The organism is Bacteroides sp. A1C1 (genome assembly GCF_004328515.1).
Lineage (GTDB): Bacteria > Bacteroidota > Bacteroidia > Bacteroidales > Bacteroidaceae > Bacteroides > Bacteroides uniformis.
On sequence record NZ_CP036491.1, the window covers coordinates 4,333,174 to 4,353,555 of the forward strand.

A 20,382-nucleotide genomic window follows, 5' to 3' on the forward strand; every position below is an offset into this window, starting at 1 on the left:
ATTGAAAGAAAAGGAAGAAATTTACTGTCAAAAGAACACTCCGAAAGAAAAACTCAGCACATTGTCCCTGCGGTGAAAACGGATTTCGTTTTTCGTATTTTCGTCTGCGGCGTTGTTGTCGGCCGGAATATCGTATGTCACACTTTTGGAGATGTTGTGCAGCCCCATGTCGTAACGGAAGTCGAAAAAGACGCGTGAGATGGTGACGGATACGCCGACCGTGAAGCTGAGATTGAGCGGACGCAGCCTTTCACGGATATTCACCTGGTCGAAATTCTCGAAGTCGATGTCGCTTTTCCGGTCCCATATATAGCGCACTTTGGGTCCGCCAAAGACGGCAAGGCTGTACGGTCCCTCCTTGACGAAGTTGTATCCGTAGATGACGGGGATGTCTATACTGTGGATGGACGATGTAATGGAGGCTTCCTCCGGCAGGGCTCCTGATGCGGCGTTTTCGGGCAGAGGTTTCTCGAAGGTGATGTTGCACCGGTTGATGTTGTAGGATATTTCCGGTTGCAGAAAGTGGCGGTCGAAGTTTATCCGCATGAAAAGGGAACCGAAATATCCTATCTTGTAATTGTTCTGCACTTCGTCGATGGGCACTCCGTTGACGCTGAACTGGGACACAAGGAACAGGGAAGAGGTGAAACCGCCTTTGAAACCGAAATTGACCGGAGTTTCCTTGCGGTGTCCGGAATGCTCTTCATCGGCAGTACCGGGCACAATCGGAGTCTGTCCCCACATCATGGTGGGGAAGGCCAACAGATATAAGCCCATCAGGATTCGTCGCAGCTCCATCTCTTAAAACCTTTATCGCATTATTACTTCTTTTTCTCCACCGTCCATCCGAACTTGCCTATCTTTTCCCCCAGCTCATAATATCCGCCGTGCACATAAACCAGCGGATTCGTTTCCGCCAGTTCCAGTTTGCCGGTTTCAGGGTTCAGATTACGGGTATCGGCACGGACATTTACCACATCTGCTATAAACATGTCGTGCGAACCGAGAGCCATAATCTCCTTTACCCGGCATTCTATGCAAAGCGGTGATTCCTCGATAAGAGGCGCGCTGACTACGGTGCTTTTCCCGGGTGTCAGATGCATTTCCTCGAATTTGTTGTAGTCCTTTCCGGAGCGTACGCCACACCAGTCCGTGGCACGGGCCATGTCTTTCGTGGTGAGGTTGATGACGAATTCCATATTCCGCTTGATGATGTCGTAGGAGTGGCGTTCGGGGCGTACGGAGATGTAGCACATGGGCGGGTTCGTACAAATCGTCCCCGTCCATGCGATAGTCAGAATGTTATATTCCTCCGGAGTGCTTCCGCAGCTCACCAGTACGGCGGGCAGCGGATAAATCATGGTTCCGGGTTTCCAGTCTTCTTTCATATAATCTCAATATCTTCTCTGGTCTGCTCCTTTTCGCAGTAGTGGCATTTGATGACGCAATTGTCCTTATCCACGACATGAAACAACGTAGGCATAGGCTCATTGTTCGTGATGCACTTCGGGTTGGCGCATTTCACGATTCCGCGCAGTTCGTCGGGCAGGCGGACTTCGCGTTTCTCCACCACTTCGTAGTCGCGGATAATGTTCAGTTTTACATTGGGAGCCACCACGGCGATACGGTTTATCTCTTCGTCGCAGAAGAACTTGTCGGCAATCTTGATAATGCCTTTCGTGCCCAGCTTCTTGCTCTTGAGGTTGAAGCCGATGGTGATATTGTTGCTCATGTGTTCCAGTCCGAGCAGGGAGACTACGGTAAACAGTCTCTCGGAGGGTATATGGTCTATTACAGTGCCGTTTTCCAGAGCAGCAACCTGCAATTCCTGTTTCTTTTCGCTTAACATCTTGAAATATTAGTTATTAGACGATTCTACTGAATTACTCCTTTACTCTTTTTCACCTCATCCAGTGTGATGCCCAGTACATCGCACAGAATAGCTTCACGGGCATACAGTCCGTTTTGTGCCTGCTGGAAATAGTATGCCTTGGGATTGTCGTCCACATCATAGGCTATTTCGTTGACACGGGGCAGCGGATGCAGAATGCGCAGGTTGGGACGGGTATGTTCCAGCATCTTGTTGCGCAGGATGTAGACATTCTTCACCCGCTCGTACTCCATAAGGTCGGTGAAGCGCTCGCGCTGCACACGGGTCATGTAGAGGATGTCGGCGTCTGCGATGATTTCTTCCGTAAAGTCCGTATGTTCCACGTACTTGATGTTGTGCTCGCGGCAGTAGATTTTGTATTCTTCGGGCATCCGCAACTCGTCGGGAGCGATGAAGTGGAAAGTGGGGTTGAAGTGGCGCATGGCCATCAGCAGGGAGTGGACGGTACGGCCGTACTTCAAGTCGCCGACCAGAAAAATGTTCAGGTTCTCCAGTGTACCTTGTGTCTTGTAGATGGAATAGAGATCGAGCATGGTCTGTGAGGGGTGCTGGTTGGCACCGTCTCCTGCATTCACAATGGGCACGGTGGTGACTTCACTGGCATAGCGTGCGGCTCCTTCGAGGTGGTGGCGCATCACGATGATGTCGGCATAGTTGCTCACCATCTTGATGGTGTCTTTCAGCGTCTCGCCCTTGGATGAGCTGGTGGCCTTTGGGTCGCTGAACCCGATGACACGTGCTCCAAGCCGGTTGGCGGCAGTCTCGAAACTGAGGCGTGTACGGGTGGAAGGCTCGAAAAATAAGGTGGCAACTACTTTCCCGTCCAATATATGCCGATTGGGATGGGCTTCAAATTCTTTCGCCATCTCGAGCATATAGAGGATTTTTTCCCGGCTATGCTCGGCAATGGTGACTAAACTTCTGTTTTCCATATCGTTGAATTCATTTATACTTTTCGAGAGTGTAAAGTTACGGAAAATATGCGGGCTACGGAAATATGCGGGGAAGTTTTTTTGCGAAATATGGGCTGTTTTTCAAACCGTGCGGCATTTGTTTTGCAAAATCTACAAAGGGTATGAATCGGCAACAGCAGCACTTTTTTTTGTAGTTGCTGTTGTTAGATATATAATTATAGGTATAAATGGCATCTGCGTTTTATGTATCAGTATTGTATTGCAGCTGTTTAAGTGCAGAAAAACTAAAAAAAACATCAATGGAAATCCTGTTTCTTAAGCAAAAATCGCCCAAAAACGAGCAAAAACACGCATGAAAAACACGAGTTTTCTAATGTGAAATACTGATTATTTGTCGAAAAAGATACGGGAAAGCATAGGTGCGTTTAATATATTTCCGTACCTTTGCCCTATTATTGAACTTTGATTTTAGCAACTGAAACATGATAAGGAAAGTCGTCAAAATCCTATGGATTTTCATCGCACTGATTTCGCTGGTGTGTGTCTTTATATTCTTTTCCATAGCCAAGGGCTGGATAGGCTATATGCCTCCGGTGGAAGACCTGGAAAATCCAAATTACAAATTTGCCACAGAAGTCTTTTCCGAGGACGGAAAAGTATTGGGTACTTATTCCTATAGTAAGGAAAACCGCGTGTTTGTGGGATACAATGATTTGTCGCCCAATATCATTAACGCCTTGATAGCTACGGAAGATGTACGTTTTGCCGAACATTCGGGCATTGATGCCTACGCCCTGACGCGTGCCATAGTGAAGCGCGGTATCCTGATGCAGAAGAATGCCGGCGGTGGCAGTACCATCACCCAGCAGCTTTCCAAGCAGCTTTATTCCCCCAGTGCTGACAATGTGATGGAACGTCTGTTCCAGAAGCCTATCGAATGGGTGATTGCCGTAAAGCTGGAACGTTACTATACAAAAGAGGAAATCCTCACCATGTATCTCAACAAGTTCGATTTCCTGAACAATGCGGTAGGCATCAAGACTGCTGCCTTTACCTACTTCGGTTGCGAACCGAAAGATTTGAAGATTGAGGAAGCGGCTACGTTGGTGGGCATGTGCAAGAATCCGTCTCTCTATAATCCGGTGCGCTACAATGAACGTTCCCGCGGACGGCGCAATGTGGTGCTCGACCAGATGCGGAAAGCGGGATATATTACGGAAGCCGAGCGCGACTCCCTCCAGGCGTTGCCTCTGAAACTGAAATACAACCGTGTGGACCACAAGGAAGGGCTGGCCACTTATTTCCGCGAATACCTGCGCGGCGTGCTCACTGCCAAGAAGCCCGACAAGGCTGATTACCGCGGCTGGCAAATGCAGAAATACTACGAGGATTCACTCGACTGGGAGAACAACCCGCTCTTTGGATGGTGCGAAAAGAATACCAAGAAAGACGGTACCAAATACAACCTCTACACCGACGGGCTGAAAATCTATACCACGCTCGACTCGCGTATGCAGCAGTATGCCGAGGATGCCGTGACAGAGCATCTGAAGGAACTGCAAGGTTACTTCTTCAAGGAAAAGAAAGGAGCCAAGAAAGCTCCCTACACCTTCCGTCTGACCCAGGAGCAGGTGGACGAGATTCTGGGACGTGCCATGAGGTTGTCCGACCGCTACCGCCTCATGAAAAAAGCCGGAGCCACCGAAGCTGAAATAAAGAAAGCCTTCGACACCCCGGAGGAGATGTCCGTATTCAGTTGGGAAGGGGAGAAAGACACCATTATGACCCCGATGGATTCCATCCGTTACTACAAGTTCTTCCTGCGTGCCGGTTTCATGTCCATGGACCCGCGCAACGGACACGTCAAGGCATACGTAGGCGGACCGAACTACCATTACTTCCAGTACGATATGGCCATGGTGGGACGCCGCCAGGTAGGTTCTACCATCAAGCCTTTCCTTTATACACTGGCTATGGAGAACGGTTTTTCTCCCTGCGACGAAGTGCGCCACGTGGAATACACGCTGATTGATGAAAACGGAAAACCGTGGACGCCGCGTAATGCCAACAAAAAGCTGATTGGCGACATGGTGACCGTGAAGTGGGGGCTGGCAAACTCGGACAACTGGATTACGGCCTATCTCATGAGCAAGCTGAACCCCTATAACCTGAAACGCTTGATACATACTTTCGGTGTCCGCAACCGCGACATAGTACCTTCCGTTTCACTCTGTCTGGGCCCGTGCGAGATTTCCGTCGGCGAGATGGTGAGCGCCTATACCGCTTTCCCCAACAAGGGCATCCGGGTAGCTCCGCTGTTCGTGACCCGCATCGAGGACAACGACGGAAACGTGCTGGCAACCTTTGCCCCCGAAATGCAGGAAGTCATCAGCGTATCCAGCGCTTACAAGATGCTGGTCATGCTGCGTGCCGTTGTCAACGAAGGTACCGGAGGCCGTGTGCGCCGTCTGGGTGTGAAAGCCGACATGGGCGGCAAGACCGGAACGACAAACTACAATGCCGACGGCTGGTTTATGGGCTTCACGCCTTCGCTCGTGTCTGGTTGCTGGGTGGGCGGTGAGGACCGCGACATCCACTTCGATACGATGCTTCACGGACAAGGTGCTTCCATGGCATTGCCTATCTGGACCAAATACATGGTGAAAGTGCTCGGTGACAAATCGCTGGGATATGATGAAAATGAAACATTCCAGTTGCCCGAAGGCTATGACCCGTGCAAGGATGATATAAATCTGGAAGGAGACACCCATATAGAAGAACCGATAGAGGGACTCGACGAACTGTTTAATTAGTTGAAAGGTGAAAATTGAAAGTGGATTATACGATTAGTATTGGGAGCAACGAGCAGCGGAGGGAGAACATGGAACTGGCTCGCAGACGCTTGACGGAACTTTTTCCCGGAATACGTTTCTCGGAAGAGGAGGAGACGGCACCTTTGTTCTTTCACCGTCCGAATCTGTTCTCCAATCAGGTGGCATGCTTCGCTTCCGATAATCCGGCAGAGGAAGTCACTGCCTGCCTGAAAGCCATCGAACGGGAAGCCGGAAGGAAGCCCGAGGAGAAGGAACAGGAAATTGTACGGCTGGATATAGACTTGTTGTCTTGTGACGGGACTGTCTATAAGCCAAAAGATTTGAAACGTGATTATATCCTGCGAGGATTGAAACAACTGTTATAATTAATAAAGAATATAAGGAGATGTGTCGATAGTATATGAACACTTTCGGACACCCCCTCATTTTAAAAGACGAAGATTGAAAATGAAATTTTTAGGAATCATACCTGCCCGTTACGCATCTACGCGTTTTCCGGCCAAACCATTGGCAGTGTTGGGCGGAAAAACCGTGATACAGCGAGTATACGAGCAAGTGGCAGGAATCTTGGACGATGCATACGTGGCTACGGACGATGAGCGTATTGAAGTCGCAGTAAAAGCATTCGGAGGAAAGGTGGTAATGACTTCCACCGAACATAAAAGCGGCACCGACCGCTGTCAGGAAGCTTGTACAAAAATAGGAGGACAGTTTGATGTCGTGGTGAATATCCAGGGGGATGAGCCTTTCATCCAGCCTTCGCAGTTACAAGCCGTCAAAGCATGTTTCGACGATCCGGCCACCCAGATAGCCACTCTGGTGAAACCCTTTACGGTAGATAATGGTTTCGAGGCACTGGAAAATGTGAACTCTCCGAAGGTTGTGCTCAACAAAAACAGGAATGCCCTCTATTTTAGCCGTTCCATCATTCCCTACCAGCGCAATGCGGCGAAGGAAGACTGGCTGAAGAACCATACGTATTATAAGCATATCGGCCTTTATGCCTATCGCGTAGAGGTACTGAAAGAGATAACCGCCCTTCCGCAGTCATCCCTCGAGATTGCCGAATCATTGGAACAGCTTCGTTGGCTGGAAAACGGATATACCATCAAGGTAGGTGTCACGGATGTGGAAACTATCGGCATAGATACTCCTCAAGATTTGGAACGGGCAGAAGAATTTCTTAAAAGCCATGGGCTGTAAACTAGAAAGCCCATGCTGAACCGAAGTGACCAACCCCGGATTCTTGAACCGGAACAACTGGTGGTGCAAAGGCCGGAACGTATCAAGTTGCCTAATGGCGTGCCATTGAGCGTGCTCAATGCCGGTGACAATGAAGTGACACGTATCGATCTCCTCATGGCAGGCGGCCGATGGCAACAGAAACAGCCCTTGCAGGCGTTGTTTACGAACCGCATGCTTCGCGAGGGCACCCGACGCTGCGATGCCGCCCGGATAGCGGAAAAGCTGGACTATTATGGAGCCTGGCTGGAATTGTCCAGTGCATCCGAGTATGCCTATGTCACCCTTTATTCTCTGAATAAATACCTTCCCCAAACGCTTGATGTATTGGAATCTATCGTCAAAGAGCCGGTATTTCCCGAGAAAGAGCTGGGAGTGATTGTAGACAATAATATCCAGCAGTTTCTTGTCAACTCTTCCAAGGTGGACTTCCTGGCGCACCGCGGATTGGTGAAGGCTCTGTACGGCGGGCAGCATCCCGGCGGACGTCTGGTGCAGGAAGAGGATTATCAGCGCATCACTCCTGCTGTGCTACGCGAGTTTTATGACCGTTATTATCATTCTAATAATTGCAGCATCTACCTCTCGGGCAAGGTAACCGACGATTGCATCCGCCGGATAGAGTCCTTGTTTGGCTGCGAGGCTTTCGGTACGGATTTCCGCAAACCGGAGAAGACAGAATTCCATCCGGTTACCGCTTCCGGAAAACGTATCTTCATCGAACGTCCGGATGCCCTGCAAAGTGCCGTCCGTATGGGCATGCTTTCCCTGGACCGTAATCATCCGGACTACTTGAAGGCCCGCGTGCTGGTCACACTGTTCGGGGGCTACTTTGGCAGTCGCCTGATGTCCAATATCCGGGAAGATAAAGGATACACGTACGGTATCTCCGCAGCCATCATGCCCTATCCGGGGCAGGGAGTGCTGGCGGTCAGTGCCGAAGCCGCCAACGAATTTGTGGAGCCTCTTATCGGTGAGGTCTATCATGAAATAGACCGCCTTCAGAACGAGCTGGTTTCCGATGGAGAGCTTTCCATGGTAAAGAACTATATGTTGGGAGACATGTGCCGTAGTTATGAATCTGCATTCTCGCTGGCGGATGCCTGGATTTTTGTGCAGGTATCGGGCTTGCAGGATACTTACTTTGCCGAAGCATTGGATGCTGTCAAGGAAGTTACCCCGCAAGAAATCCGTGAACTTGCAGGGCGTTATTTATGCAAAGAGAAATTAAAAGAAATAGTGTGCGGCAAAAAAATGTCATAAAAAGCGGGAGTTATCGCATCATTTTACCGGATAAATCCTACCTTTGTCAATTATCAACTATCAATTATCAACTATCAATTAATGAAATATCTATATACTGCACTCATTCTGGCTTTCTTATGTCAAGGCGGAGCCATTGCCCAGGAAAAAAAAGGCGGCTTTTTCGATAAAGTGAAAAGTACATTCTCTTCGGAGATAAAGATAGGTACCTACACGTTCAAAGACAACGGGGCCGTCTATACCGGTGAAATAAAAGGCCGCAAGCCCAATGGAAAGGGAAAGACCGTTTTTAAGAACGGTGACGTCTACGAGGGTGAGTATGTGAAGGGCAAGCGTGAAGGCTACGGTACATATATGTTTCCCGACGGTGAAAAGTATGAGGGACAATGGTTTCAAGACCAGCAGCATGGCAGGGGTATCTACTATTTTATGAATAACAACCGTTATGACGGCATGTGGTTTCAGGATTACCAGCATGGGAAAGGAACCATGTATTATTACAATGGTGATATTTATGAGGGCGACTGGGTGAATGACAAACGCGAAGGCCAGGGAACGTATACCTGGAAGAACGGTTCCAAGTATGTAGGCTCGTGGAAGAATGACAAGAAAGACGGCAAAGGAACATTGACCTGGAATGACGGTTCCAAATATGATGGGGAATGGAAAAATGATGTCCGGGACGGTAAAGGAACTTTTGAATATGCCAACGGTGACAAATACGTAGGTGACTGGAAGGACGACATGCAGCATGGCAAAGGTATTTACTTTTTCCATACCGGCGACCGTTACGAAGGTTCTTATGTTCAAGGTGAGCGTACCGGAGAGGGCATTTACTACCATGCCAGCGGCAACAAGTATGTGGGCAGTTTCAAGGACGGAAAGCAGGAAGGCCACGGCACATTTACGTGGGCAAGCGGCGCCGTTTACGAGGGTAATTGGAAAGACAACCAACGTGACGGATACGGTACTTACAAATGGAATGTAGGTGACTCTTACGAAGGTGAATGGAAAGACAATAAGTTCAACGGCCAGGGTACCCTGATTCAGACCGATGGAACCAAATATAAAGGCGGTTTTGTGAACGGTATGGAAGAAGGGAGCGGCATCCAGGAAGACAAGAACGGAAATCGTTATGAAGGCTTTTTCAAACAAGGAAAGAAACACGGCCCGTTTGTGGAAACGGACAAGAACGGGAAAGTGATACGGAAGGGAACGTACAAAATGGGAAGGTTGGAAAATTAAAGAAATAGAATTAAAAATTAAAGGCTGCGCAATATTCGTCTGAACTGCGCAGCCTTTAATTTTTTATTATTTAATTATCTAAACTCGTGTTTAGATAATGTATTGTGAACTGATTGATTCATTGTTCATCACCCGCTTGATGGTTTCGGCGAACATATCGGCAATGCTCAACTGTTTAACCTTGTCACATTTTTTAGAGTAGGGGATACTATCGGTAAATACCATCTCCGTCAGTGCAGATTCTTGTACACGGAAAGAAGCCGGGTCGGACATTACGCAGTGGCTGGCAATGGCACGGACAGATTTGGCTCCGGCTTCCAACATGATGTTGGCAGCCTTGGTAATGGTTCCTGCTGTATCTACAATATCATCTACCAATACTACATTCTTGTCTTTTACATCACCGATGATTTGCATGGTGGCAACCACGTTTGCTTTTTCACGTGTCTTGTTGCACAGCACCAGGGGTACACCGAGATATTTGGAGAATGTACTGGCACGCTTTGAACCGCCGACATCCGGGGTAGCGATTACCAAGTCTTCCAGCTTCAAGGATTCAATATAGGGGAGGAACACTGCTGATGCATACAAATGATCCACCGGAATGTTGAAGAAACCCTGAATCTGGTCTGCATGAAGGTCCATCGTAATCAAACGGTCGATGCCTGCAACAGAAAGCAGGTCGGCCACCAGCTTGGCGCCGATGGAAACACGGGGTTTGTCTTTTCTGTCCTGACGTGCCCAACCGAAATAGGGGATAACGGCTACAACGCTTTTTGCCGATGCTCTTTTAGCGGCATCGATCATCAGCAGAAGTTCCATCAGATTGTCAGAATTAGGGAAGGTTGATTGAACCAGGAATACATGCGAGCCACGGATAGATTCCTCATAAGAGACTGCAAACTCACCATCCGCAAAATGGGTGATGTTCATCTTTCCCAGAGGGCAATCAAGGCTAGCGCAGATTTTCTCTGCAAGGTATCTCGAATTTGTTCCAGAGAATACCATAAAGGGTGCTTTTTCGCTCATTTGTGTAATAGATGTTACCTATTTGTTAATTTGCATGCAAAGGTATGAATTTCCCGTTACATAAAACAAGAGTTATTGTATAAAAATTATTTTTCTTTCTCGGATTTATTCGTAGCTTTGCTTTATGAAACGACTTTCTTCCATATGCTTTGCGGGATTGCTGTGCCTTTGTACAGCAATGGTTTCGTGTGTAGGAACGGCACCCATGAAGGAAGTGCGCCTTATCGATTCTCTAAACCAGGTGGCTTATGCTTATCGTTATAAAAACCTGGATTCATCCTGCTATGCGGCATCAAGGGCCTACCGTGAAGTCAGCCTCTATAAACAAGGAAAAGCGGAAGCATCCAATAATCTGGGCTTTTGTGCTTTTATGCGTATGGATTTTGAGCAGGCCGAAAAATTTCATATGGATGTCTATAATCTGACCAAGAATGAGCTGGAACTCCTTATTGCCGACATCGGCTTGATGAAAATTTATCAGCGGACGGCGTTGAACAAGGAGTTCTACGATTATCGCAACAGTGCCTTGCGCCGTATGAAAAGGATAGCGGAGGATGACAATCTGTTTGTGGACCGACACGAGCAAATACGTTTGAATTATGCCCGTTCCGAATTTTATATCGTATCTGCTGTTTATTATTATTATCTGCAACAACGTCCCGAGGCAGTGGCTTCTATCAATGAAGTAACTGATAATCAAAAATTGTTGGCAGATACCAACCAGTTATTGTACTATCATTACATTAAGGGATCCGCTGCCTTGTGTGAAGGCGAGACGCCGGACGAACAAAGGCTGCGAGAGTTTGACGAACTATATACCACGTGGCGGTTGGCATCCCGTAAAGGGTATCTCTACTTTGAAGGGAACGGAGTGCAGGGGCTTGCCAACCTGATGGCCTCACCGGAGAATTACGAGTTTTTCCAGGACCGCCGTTCCCATGCCCTGACACGGTTTGGAGTATCGGTAGACTCTCTATTGCCAATGCGTCTAGGGCAGTTGGCTCTGCAGAAGTTCAGTCAATATAAAGATTTGTATCAGATAGCAGGCGCATATGTGTCCATTGGCAAATACCTGAATGCCCACAGTCACTATACAGAAGCTCTTGACACGTTAAAACTTGCTCTGGAATGTGTAAATGACCATCACCGCCTTTTCTATGACTGCCACGATAGTTTGGACTGGCTGAAAGCATTTGACCGTCGAGATACGATTTGCGCTGAGAAGGCATGGATGGAGCAGAAACTGAAAACCGTACCTGAGTGGATTTCACGTATTCGTGAACAGTTGAGCGTTTCGTATGCAGGACTCGGGATGAAAGAAAAATCAGACTATAACCGCAATATTTACCTGGATATCCTTGAAGATACACGTCAGGATAAAGAGCTGGAAAGCCGCTATCAGGCATTGGAAAAAGAGGCCGGACAGCTCAACGTTGTGTTGTCACTGGTCATTGTGGGCTTCGTGCTTGTATCGCTCTTCTTCTGGTTTTTCAACAAGCGTTCCAAAGACCGGAACAGAGTACATCTCCACCGTTTGCAACTGATGCTGGACATCTGTCAGAAGATAACGGCATCCATTCCGGCAGATGCACAGACTGAGGAGGAAATCATCGACTCTATCCGGACGGCTGTCTGCCCGGAATTGGAAAAGCTGTTTGGAGTGAAGGACATCCGCATAGACAACGGGCAATTAGTGTTCCCGCGTCGGATGAGCAAGGATGAGCAGGCGATGGTACGGGTGATAACTCCCTATATCCAATGGGCGATAGACAACGGCATGACGTCCATCTCCCTTGGCGACGAACGCCGCAGACTGGAAAAGCAACGCTACATTTACGAGCAGCACATCGCAGGGAACAAACGGCAAAATCTGATAAAGAAAGCATGTATGGCTATTGTCAACGGAATTCACCCGTACATAGACCGTATCATCAACGAAGTACAGAAACTGACTCAAAAAGGATTCATCAAAGAGGAGCGGATAAAGGAGGAGAAATACCAGTATATCGACGAGTTGGTTACTACCATCAACGAATACAATGATATTCTTGCCCTTTGGATAAAGATGAAGCAAGGAAGCCTTAGCCTGAACATAGAGACGTTCGAATTGAATGAACTTTTCGAGCTGCTCAGGAAAGGAAGCCGTACATTCGAGATGAAGAGACAGTCGTTGGAGGTGCAGCCTACGGATATCAGGGTAAAGGCAGACAAGGCCCTTACATTGTTTATGATAAATACACTGGCGGAGAATGCCCGTAAATATACCCCTCAGGGCGGTATGGTGAAAGTATATGCACGGCAGGAGGAGGATTATGTGGAAATCTCGGTAGAGGATAATGGTTGTGGATTGTCACCGGAAGATGTAGCCCGCATCGTGGGAGAAAAAGTATATGACTCAAAAGCCATCGGTATGAGTGACGCTCCCGACAAGGAGGAATTGAGGAAGAACAAAGGAAGTGGCTTTGGACTGATGAATTGTAAGGGCATCATTGAAAAATATCGCAAGACGAATGATTTGTTCAAGGTCTGTCTGTTTAATGTGGAGAGCGGGCTGGGAAAAGGCAGCCGTTTTTATTTCCGTCTGCCTGCCGGTATCCGTAAGTCCGTGTCGGTGTTGCTCGTCGTGTTGTCTTTGTGCATGTCATCCTGCCGGCATGCTGTGGAACAGCCTGCTTCCGGAGAGGTGTTGCCGGATTCTTTGGCACTGCTTGCACAGAATGAATACGAAGCTTTGCTGGACGAAGCCTCCGATTATGCCAATGAAGCTTATTACTGCAATGTAGACGGAGAATACGAACTGGCTTTACAATACATAGATTCGGCAATGTATTGCCTGAACGAACATTACAAGCAATACGCCCATCCTATACATCGCTATATGACGCTGACGGGAGACGGGGCGCCTGCGGAACTGGATTGGTGGAACCAGATGTTCAATTCGGATTTCCATGTAATTCTGGATATCAGGAATGAAGCGGCAGTCTCATTTCTTGCATTGAAGCAATGGGATGACTATAGTTATAATAATGCTGCCTACACTACCTTATACAAACTGTTGGGAGAAGACCAATCCTTGGAAGAATATTGCCGGCAGCTGGAGCGTTCCACCAACAACAAGATGGTGGGCATTTTGCTGGCGGTAATTTTGCTGTTCGTATTGCTGTTGGGATATTACATACTCTACTTCCGTAAACGTCTGGTGAACCGCTGGAATCTGGAGCAAGTACTGGAAATTAATGGAAAGGTGTTCAATGCCTCCTTGTTGCCGGTTTCGGATACGGAGGAAATGTTGCAGCGTGAGGAGGATACATTGAAGGAAATCCCACAGCAGATAGTAAATTCCGCTTTTGATGCAGTGAACGAACTTTTGAGTATCGACCGGTTAAGCATAGCTGTATACAACGAGACTACACATAAGTTGGAATACACTTCCAATCCAGTGGAAGATACCGCCGTGGACGAGCTGCCTGTCCGAAGGAAATATATGGAGAATTGTTTTGAGCAGCAAGTGTACATATCGGAAAAGGGTATACAAGCATTGCCGCTTGTTGTGGATGCAGGCAATATGTGTCCTTGCATAGGTGTGCTGTGTCTGGAACGCAGGGAAGGTACGGAGCAGGAGACCGACCATTTGCTTTTGGAACTGATAGCCCGTTATGTCTCCATTGTAATCTTCAATGCAGTGGTTAAGTTGGCTACGAAATACCGGGACATCGAAGTGGCTCAAGATGAAGCCCGGCGAGCTTCCTGGGAAGACAGTTTGCTGCATGTACAGAACATGGTGCTGGATAATTGTCTCTCGACCATCAAGCATGAAACGATTTATTATCCGAACAAGATAAAGCAGCTGATAGGGAAACTGCGGTCCGGCAAACAGACAGAAGCGGAGGAGCGGGAAACGGTGGTTGCCATCAGCGAATTGATAGAGTATTACAAAGGTATCTTTACGACACTCAGTTCATGCGCTTCCCGCCAGTTGGAAGAGGTGACTTTCAGGCGTGCGACAATATCTGTGCCGGAACTTATGGCTACTGCCGGGAAATATTTCCGCAAAGTGTATAAGGGAAACAAGGCGCATATTGATTTTAAGATACAACCGTTGGAAGGACGGATTACCGGCGACTGGAACCAGTTGCGTTTCCTGCTTGAAAACCTGATAGACGAGGCTTGCTCCGTAACTCTGGATGGAGCTGTCTGTCTGTCGGCCCGGGAAGATGGGGAATTTATACGTTTTCTGTTTACAGATATGCGTAGGGAAAAGACCCGTGAAGAATTGAACCAATTGTTCTATCCCGACTTGTCTCGCATGACGGCCGGTGAGAAAGGAGAACTGTATGGTACGGAATATCTGGTGTGCAAGCAGATTATCCGCGACCATGACGAGTTTGCCGGACACCGGGGATGCCGTATCAATGCCGAACCGGGAAAGGAAGGAGGTTTTACAATATATTTTACGCTACCGAAAAAATGAAATATGGAAGACAAAAAATTTAAAGTAATCATCGTTGAGGATGTCAAGTTGGAGCTGAAAGGGACGGAAGAGATTTTCCGCCATGAAATTCCCAATGCGGAGGTAATAGGTACTGCTATGACTGAGCAGGAGTTCTGGACATTGATTGAAGCCGGCGTGCCGGATCTTGTTCTGCTAGACTTAGGATTAGGAGGTTCGACCACAATCGGGGTGGACATCTGCCGGAATATCTTCAAGCGTTATCCGGGAGTACATGTGCTGATATTCACGGGAGAAATATTGAATGAGAAGTTATGGGTGGACGTACTTGAAGCCGGTGCCGACGGCATTATCCTGAAAACCGGAGAGTTACTGACCAAAACCGATGTGCAGGCAGTGATGGACGGCAAGAAGCTGGTCTTTAACTATCCGATACTGGAGAAAATAGTGGAACGCTTCAAGAAATCTGTCCTGAATGATACAAAACGTCAGGAAGCAATCATAAGCTATGATATTGATGAGTATGACGAGCGTTTCCTCCGTCATTTGGCACTGGGCTATACCAAAGAAATGATTGCCAATCTTAGGGGAATGCCTTTTGGAGTCAAGTCGCTGGAGAAACGACAGAATGACTTGATTGGCCGTCTTTTCCCGCCTAGTGAACGGGTGGGGGTGAATGCCACTCGTCTGGTGGTGCGTGCATTGGAACTCCGAATTCTGAATATAGACAATCTGGAAGCCGACGATGAGTAAACTCCGGATGCCACATCCCGCTACGATGTTCTTCCTGCTGACGCTGGCAGTCATCCTCCTTTCATGGATATTCGATGTCTATGGCCTGAGCGTGCTGCAACCGCAGACTGGAGAAGAAATACGGGTGCAGAGCCTGCTGAGTCCGGAGGGCATACGCTGGCTGCTGCGCCATGTCATAACCAATTTTACGGGATTCGCTCCGTTAGGGCTGGTGATTGTGGCTATGTTCGGAATAGGGGTGGCACAGCATTCGGGTTTCATCGATGCATGTATTCGCAGGGGGGTACGACGTCCACGTGATCCTTGGCGCATTATCCTGCTGGTCATTGTCTTAGGACTGTTGTCCAATATAGTGGGAGATGCAGGATATATCATTCTGTTGCCGATAGCTGCGACTTTGTTCCAGTCCGTCGGTCTGCACCCCATTGGAGGTATAATTACAGCTTATGTTTCAGTCTCTTGTGGCTATAGCGCTAATGTGTTTTTGAGTACATTAGACCCCATGATTGCCTCTGTAACGCAAGAAGCGGCTGATAGGATGAATATTGCTCCGGGGCAGACTGGACCGCTGTGCAATTATTATTTTCTCTTTGTTTCCACGTTCCTGCTTGCATTTATCATTTATCATATTACCCGCAGGAGCTTGTTGCCGCACTTGGGAATGTATGCAGGGGATATTCATTTTAATGGCTACAAACAACTGTCCCGCAAGGAACGGAGAGCTATGTTGGGAGCTGTATTTGCAGGCTTGCTGTATATTGCCATTATTCTGTGGGCTACATTCTCTTCATGGGGGATATTGCGGAGTGTCAATGGTGGGTTGATTCGTTCTCCGTTTATAGTCGGTATTCTGTTTTTGCTTTCGTTTGGAATAGGTTTGATGGGGATGGTCTATGGTTTTGCCTCCGGCCGATACCGTACGGACGGTGATGTGATAGAAGGGCTTACGCAGCCGATGAAACTGCTGGGCGTTTATTTTGTGATAGCTTTCTTTGCCTCACAGATGTTTGCTTGTTTTGAATATTCCCACTTAGACAAGTGCATTGCCATTTTAGGCGCCAATCTGTTATCTTCCGCTTCTTTGAGCAGCTTATGGATATTGATTCTCTTCATTCTTTTTACGGCGCTGGTCAATCTCTTTATGGTATCTGCCACAGCTAAATGGGCTTTTATGTCTTTCATTTTTGTTCCGGTACTGGCAAGTATGGGCATTTCGCCGGATATGACCCAATGTGCGTTCCGTATAGGTGACAGTGCAACAAATGCCATAACACCTTTTATATTCTACATGCCACTTGTTTTGACCTATATGCAGCAATATGATAGGCAATCCACTTATGGTTCACTGCTGAAGTATACTTGGAGATATTCTTTAGTCATTCTGTTGGCATGGACCGCCTTATTTGTACTTTGGTACATCAGCGGTTTGCCATTAGGACTGTAATGTCATAACCAATGAACAACCCGCTTTCGATAACCCCGGTAATGGCTTTCAGTTTCTGTTCCAAATCAGGAACAATGTTGCTGAGATGAATGTCAAGAATGAAATTACCGTTTTCGGTAAATACCGGGCCGTCTTTTCCTTCTGCAAGGCGTAGGCTGATTTTTGAAGCTCCCAATAAGCGTATCTCGTTTTCCACATGGGAGAGAGCATGTGGAAACACTTCCACCGGTATGGGGTATTTGCTCCCCAGTTTGCTGACAAGCTTACTCTCATCGATAATGATGTAAGTCTTGCCACTGCTTTTAATGAGGAGTTTCTCCTTAAACATGGCTCCGCCACGTCCTTTGATGAGGTTGTTCTGCGGATCCACTTCGTCTGCACCGTCGAATGTCCAATCCGGACGCTTATTCCACAGAGTAGTTTGCGGCAGGCCAAGCTGTATACATGCCATCGAAATTTCGGCAGATGCCGGAATGATTTCTATATGCAAAGATTCTTGTTTAACTCGCTAAGCTAATGCAAACAAAGTGAGATAAACGGTAGAGCCGGAGCCTGCTCCTATGGCATCACTGTCTTTGGCCAGTCCGGCAATTTCCTGGGCTGCCAATTCCTTATTCGCTTTATTGCTGATTTTATTTGACCATTGCAATTCTTGTATCAACTGATTTTCCCATTCCATCACTTTAAAGTTTAGTTGTTATTACTCTTTCATTCATTTTCGGGTCAATGCTACTTTCCCTGCTTGAATATTCATCCATATTTTTACTTTTTATAATTAGTAACATTGATAATTTGCAAAATGTTTTAATACATCTGTATATAAATACCGTGTATCTTGTTTGTAAAGGTAACTAATCATTACTTTTTATATAGCAAATGAGCCTTTTGTACATAGGTAACGAAAAAAGGTGGTACAAAAATTTGCAATATTCGCAAAAAAGCGTACCTTTGCACCGCAATTAAGGCTGGTTCCGTAGCTCAGCTGGATAGAGCAACGCCCTTCTAAGGCGTGGGTCTTGCGTTCGAATCGCAACGGAATCACAAGGAAAAATGCTAATAGGTTCATTGATAACTTGTTAGCATTTTCTTTTTATGATAGTTGCACAACATTTGCACAACTCGCGAATAGGGAAAGAAAAAGCCGGGAAATAATTCCGGCTATATTGTTGTTTTAACCCCACCGCTGATTTTGGGAGTTGGGTCGTATTCTGCTTTTTGTCTTCGTTTCTCATCCTCGTCTTTAAGGTACTTGTTCCTTATCTCTTTGATGTCATTCGTCATTCCCCATACCTTGAAGAAGAGGATGATTTGCAGTACTCCGAATATTAGGAGTATGATGGTTAGAAAGTCAATCATAATCTATTTATTTATTTATTAAATGCTTTTCCTATTCTTTTTCCAACGACAGCCCCTTTCTGGAATTGGCAATTCTTGGAATCTACAATCATTACACCCTTTAATCCAGAAACTCCTTCTTTCTTCGCTTCATCAAGAAATTGCGAAGCAAGGAAATCATATCCGCTTTCTGATGTGGCATCAATCGCTATAATAAGAAAACCATTATCCGTAACTGTTGCCTTTACGCATGTAAATCCGGTAATTGTTTCAATGTACTTATCCGCACCCGTGACTTGGTTTTCAGATTTTGAATTTTCTTTATTCTTGATTTGGCTATTTACTGATGATGTAATTTCTTGGGAAAATTTTAGCGTATGCGCTGTTTTGTCTATTGGGGCATTTGCGAATGTTAACCCACAAAAAAACGAGTCATTATTAAAATAGATGGCTAAATTATCCTTTGCCCAACATGTGTATTTCTTGTGTAAATGTTCCTTATCTCCTATTACGCAACTACTTGAAATCAAATCACCAAATTCCAGTTTTAAGTCTTTTAGTAAACTTTCATCTCTTGATTCTGGCAAAGAAACCATGCTATTTCTAAATATAAATGAAACATTATGTATTTTTCCATTCATAGGGAGGGCTGGAAGAATCAATGCTTTGTAATATCCAGTTGGGAATTTGAATGTATAATAATAGAAATCATCCTTTTTGCTAACGTTTGTAGAATCGGGATTTAAACTTAACTTTTCGAGATGACTGTTTATCTCATCTTTTGTCATGCCAAATCTTATACCACATGGGATTGTTTCGATAGTTTCTTGGGCTTGTTCTGCTTCACTAAGCATTGTGTAACATTTCTGTATGTTTGCGTTTTGATTTTCACAACCTATACAAGCAATGGAAAATGCTAATATAAATAGATATTTTTTCATTATATTGATATTAATTGAGTTCTCTAACTAAAATCTCTTCACTGCTCCCAATACTTGAAATATAGTCCTAATCATTTTTACTGGAAGTTGTTGGGGGGAATATTCCGGCGACTTGTTTGAAGGAATAAGGGTGTAAAAATCATCTGTTTTTCCCGCTCCCAGCCTTTTTATAGTGCGCATATCGTTTTTTGTAACGATTGCATACACTTCTCCGAGCGGAAGAAAGGATTTATCTTCAATCTTCTTCAAAGCTATTATATCTCCGTGATTAATTTCTGGTTCCATAGAATGACCTGTAACATTGCACCAGCAATCCGCATTATTGTATTTTTGAAAATCTATCAGATACTCTGGATTTACGGTTTGGTCGTTTAGAACCAAATCAAAACCACCTATGAAATCCACATTGTAATATGGCACTCCTTTTGTGTAATTGATTTTTGGCTGTTTAGTGTCGTCAAGGCTTGGCTCCATTAAAACATCTGTTTTTTCTTTTGTGTATTCATATAGTTTTCGAGACAACATATCTCCTTCCCCGGTAAGAAGCCAGTTTGCATTTACATCTGGGAATTTTGATAATATTTTGTTTAGCACATTTTTACCAGCACCACGAGACACCCAATTACTTATTGTTTGTGGTCTTTCCTCCATTTTCCTTGCAAAATCAGCTTTTGATTCGCAGAAATGAGAAATAATATCAGAAATTCTTTCACCTTCTGTTTTCATGTAAACAACAATGTGTATATTTGCATCAAAATCAAGTTGCGGGTGATTTTGACTAATAAGTTTAACTGTTCCCGTTAAGGGACTATATAGGCGACTAAACTTCAAACCGCAACTTTGGAGTTGGTCGCTTTCGCTTTTTGATATGAACTTGTTATCTGTTTTAAGGAATCGCATAGCCCAAAGAAAGAGAAAGAAAATACTTTCCATTGTTCTGAATAGCAACCTTGTCGGAAGTGACACGGAATCCGAAACCGTAATACGCATCACGGAAGAACTATTTGAATATATCAGAACTGGCAGATTCTATCGTAATGC

At 46.1% G+C, this 20,382-nt stretch carries 16 protein-coding genes, 1 tRNA gene and 1 pseudogene; 9 read left to right on the forward strand and 9 right to left on the reverse strand.

Going from position 1 to position 20,382, the window contains the following annotated elements; all coding sequences use genetic code 11:
• Window positions 1-27 precede the first annotated feature (27 nt).
• From EYA81_RS18155 to pyrB, 4 genes are read right to left on the reverse strand one after another with little or no spacing between them, the layout of a single operon-like run.
• Window positions 28-798, reverse strand: coding sequence for a porin family protein (locus tag EYA81_RS18155; protein ID WP_117966416.1), 771 nt, complete (start codon window positions 796-798; stop codon window positions 28-30).
• Window positions 799-821: 23 nt separating this feature from the next.
• Complete coding sequence (locus EYA81_RS18160) at window positions 822-1,388, reverse strand: flavin reductase family protein (RefSeq protein WP_117599593.1); 567 nt, start codon at window positions 1,386-1,388, stop codon at window positions 822-824.
• Window positions 1,385-1,849, reverse strand: a complete 465-nt coding sequence (gene pyrI, locus EYA81_RS18165; RefSeq protein WP_117966419.1) for an aspartate carbamoyltransferase regulatory subunit — start codon at window positions 1,847-1,849, stop codon at window positions 1,385-1,387. The genes EYA81_RS18160 and pyrI overlap by 4 nt, the downstream gene beginning before the upstream one ends.
• A gap of 26 nt (window positions 1,850-1,875) precedes the next feature.
• Complete coding sequence (pyrB, locus tag EYA81_RS18170; protein WP_005829081.1) at window positions 1,876-2,823, reverse strand: aspartate carbamoyltransferase; 948 nt, start codon at window positions 2,821-2,823, stop codon at window positions 1,876-1,878.
• 464 nt (window positions 2,824-3,287) lie between these two features.
• On the opposite strand from pyrB, the gene EYA81_RS18175 reads away from it, so the two are divergent.
• The 5 genes from EYA81_RS18175 to EYA81_RS18195 all read left to right on the forward strand — a co-directional run bounded on the left by EYA81_RS18175 (window position 3,288) and on the right by EYA81_RS18195 (window position 9,389).
• Window positions 3,288-5,618 (forward strand): transglycosylase domain-containing protein, encoded by a 2,331-nt coding sequence (locus EYA81_RS18175; RefSeq protein WP_117966422.1) that lies wholly within the window; start codon window positions 3,288-3,290, stop codon window positions 5,616-5,618.
• 20 nt (window positions 5,619-5,638) lie between these two features.
• Entirely contained in the window at window positions 5,639-6,004 is a 366-nt protein-coding gene (locus tag EYA81_RS18180) for a 2-amino-4-hydroxy-6-hydroxymethyldihydropteridine diphosphokinase (RefSeq protein ID WP_117966482.1), read from the forward strand.
• An 82-nt stretch (window positions 6,005-6,086) separates the two neighbouring features.
• Entirely contained in the window at window positions 6,087-6,842 is a 756-nt protein-coding gene (kdsB, locus tag EYA81_RS18185; protein WP_117966425.1) for a 3-deoxy-manno-octulosonate cytidylyltransferase, read from the forward strand.
• 12 nt (window positions 6,843-6,854) lie between these two features.
• Window positions 6,855-8,144 (forward strand): pitrilysin family protein, encoded by a 1,290-nt coding sequence (locus EYA81_RS18190; RefSeq protein ID WP_131226271.1) that lies wholly within the window; start codon window positions 6,855-6,857, stop codon window positions 8,142-8,144.
• An 81-nt stretch (window positions 8,145-8,225) separates the two neighbouring features.
• Window positions 8,226-9,389, forward strand: a complete 1,164-nt coding sequence (locus EYA81_RS18195) for a phosphatidylinositol-4-phosphate 5-kinase (RefSeq protein ID WP_117966430.1) — start codon at window positions 8,226-8,228, stop codon at window positions 9,387-9,389.
• A gap of 90 nt (window positions 9,390-9,479) precedes the next feature.
• Here EYA81_RS18195 and EYA81_RS18200 read toward each other — a convergent pair whose 3' ends face one another.
• Window positions 9,480-10,418: a ribose-phosphate pyrophosphokinase gene (locus EYA81_RS18200; RefSeq protein WP_165491402.1), complete on the reverse strand. Its 939-nt coding sequence runs from the start codon at window positions 10,416-10,418 to the stop codon at window positions 9,480-9,482.
• 124 nt (window positions 10,419-10,542) lie between these two features.
• Here EYA81_RS18200 and EYA81_RS18205 point away from each other — a divergent pair, with 124 nt between their 5' ends.
• The 3 genes from EYA81_RS18205 to EYA81_RS18215 are packed head-to-tail and all read left to right on the forward strand — an operon-like array spanning window position 10,543 to window position 17,065.
• Window positions 10,543-14,889, forward strand: coding sequence for a DUF5113 domain-containing protein (locus EYA81_RS18205; RefSeq protein WP_131226273.1), 4,347 nt, complete (start codon window positions 10,543-10,545; stop codon window positions 14,887-14,889).
• A 3-nt stretch (window positions 14,890-14,892) separates the two neighbouring features.
• Window positions 14,893-15,621, forward strand: a complete 729-nt coding sequence (locus EYA81_RS18210; RefSeq protein WP_117966437.1) for a DUF5932 domain-containing protein — start codon at window positions 14,893-14,895, stop codon at window positions 15,619-15,621.
• On the forward strand, window positions 15,614-17,065 hold the full coding sequence (locus EYA81_RS18215; protein WP_131226274.1) for an AbgT family transporter: 1,452 nt from the start codon (window positions 15,614-15,616) through the stop codon (window positions 17,063-17,065). The genes EYA81_RS18210 and EYA81_RS18215 overlap by 8 nt, the downstream gene beginning before the upstream one ends.
• Here EYA81_RS18215 and rpiA read toward each other — a convergent pair.
• Window positions 17,040-17,744 (reverse strand): annotated as a pseudogene (gene rpiA / locus EYA81_RS18220) (ribose 5-phosphate isomerase A). The gene EYA81_RS18215 and the pseudogene rpiA overlap by 26 nt on opposite strands.
• Before the next feature lie 288 nt (window positions 17,745-18,032).
• Here rpiA and EYA81_RS18225 point away from each other — a divergent pair.
• Window positions 18,033-18,106, forward strand: a tRNA-Arg gene (locus EYA81_RS18225).
• Between the two features lie 117 nt (window positions 18,107-18,223).
• On the opposite strand, the gene EYA81_RS18230 is transcribed toward EYA81_RS18225, so the two are convergent.
• The 3 genes from EYA81_RS18230 to EYA81_RS18240 are packed head-to-tail and all read right to left on the reverse strand — an operon-like array spanning window position 18,224 to window position 20,067.
• Window positions 18,224-18,421 carry a hypothetical protein gene (locus EYA81_RS18230; protein WP_009038480.1) on the reverse strand — a complete coding sequence of 66 codons (198 nt, stop codon included), beginning with the start codon at window positions 18,419-18,421 and terminating at the stop codon, window positions 18,224-18,226.
• Between the two features lie 11 nt (window positions 18,422-18,432).
• Window positions 18,433-19,341, reverse strand: coding sequence for a hypothetical protein (locus EYA81_RS19755; RefSeq protein WP_242672392.1), 909 nt, complete (start codon window positions 19,339-19,341; stop codon window positions 18,433-18,435).
• 27 nt (window positions 19,342-19,368) lie between these two features.
• Entirely contained in the window at window positions 19,369-20,067 is a 699-nt protein-coding gene (locus EYA81_RS18240; protein WP_165491403.1) for a helix-turn-helix transcriptional regulator, read from the reverse strand.
• Window positions 20,068-20,382 lie beyond the last annotated feature (315 nt).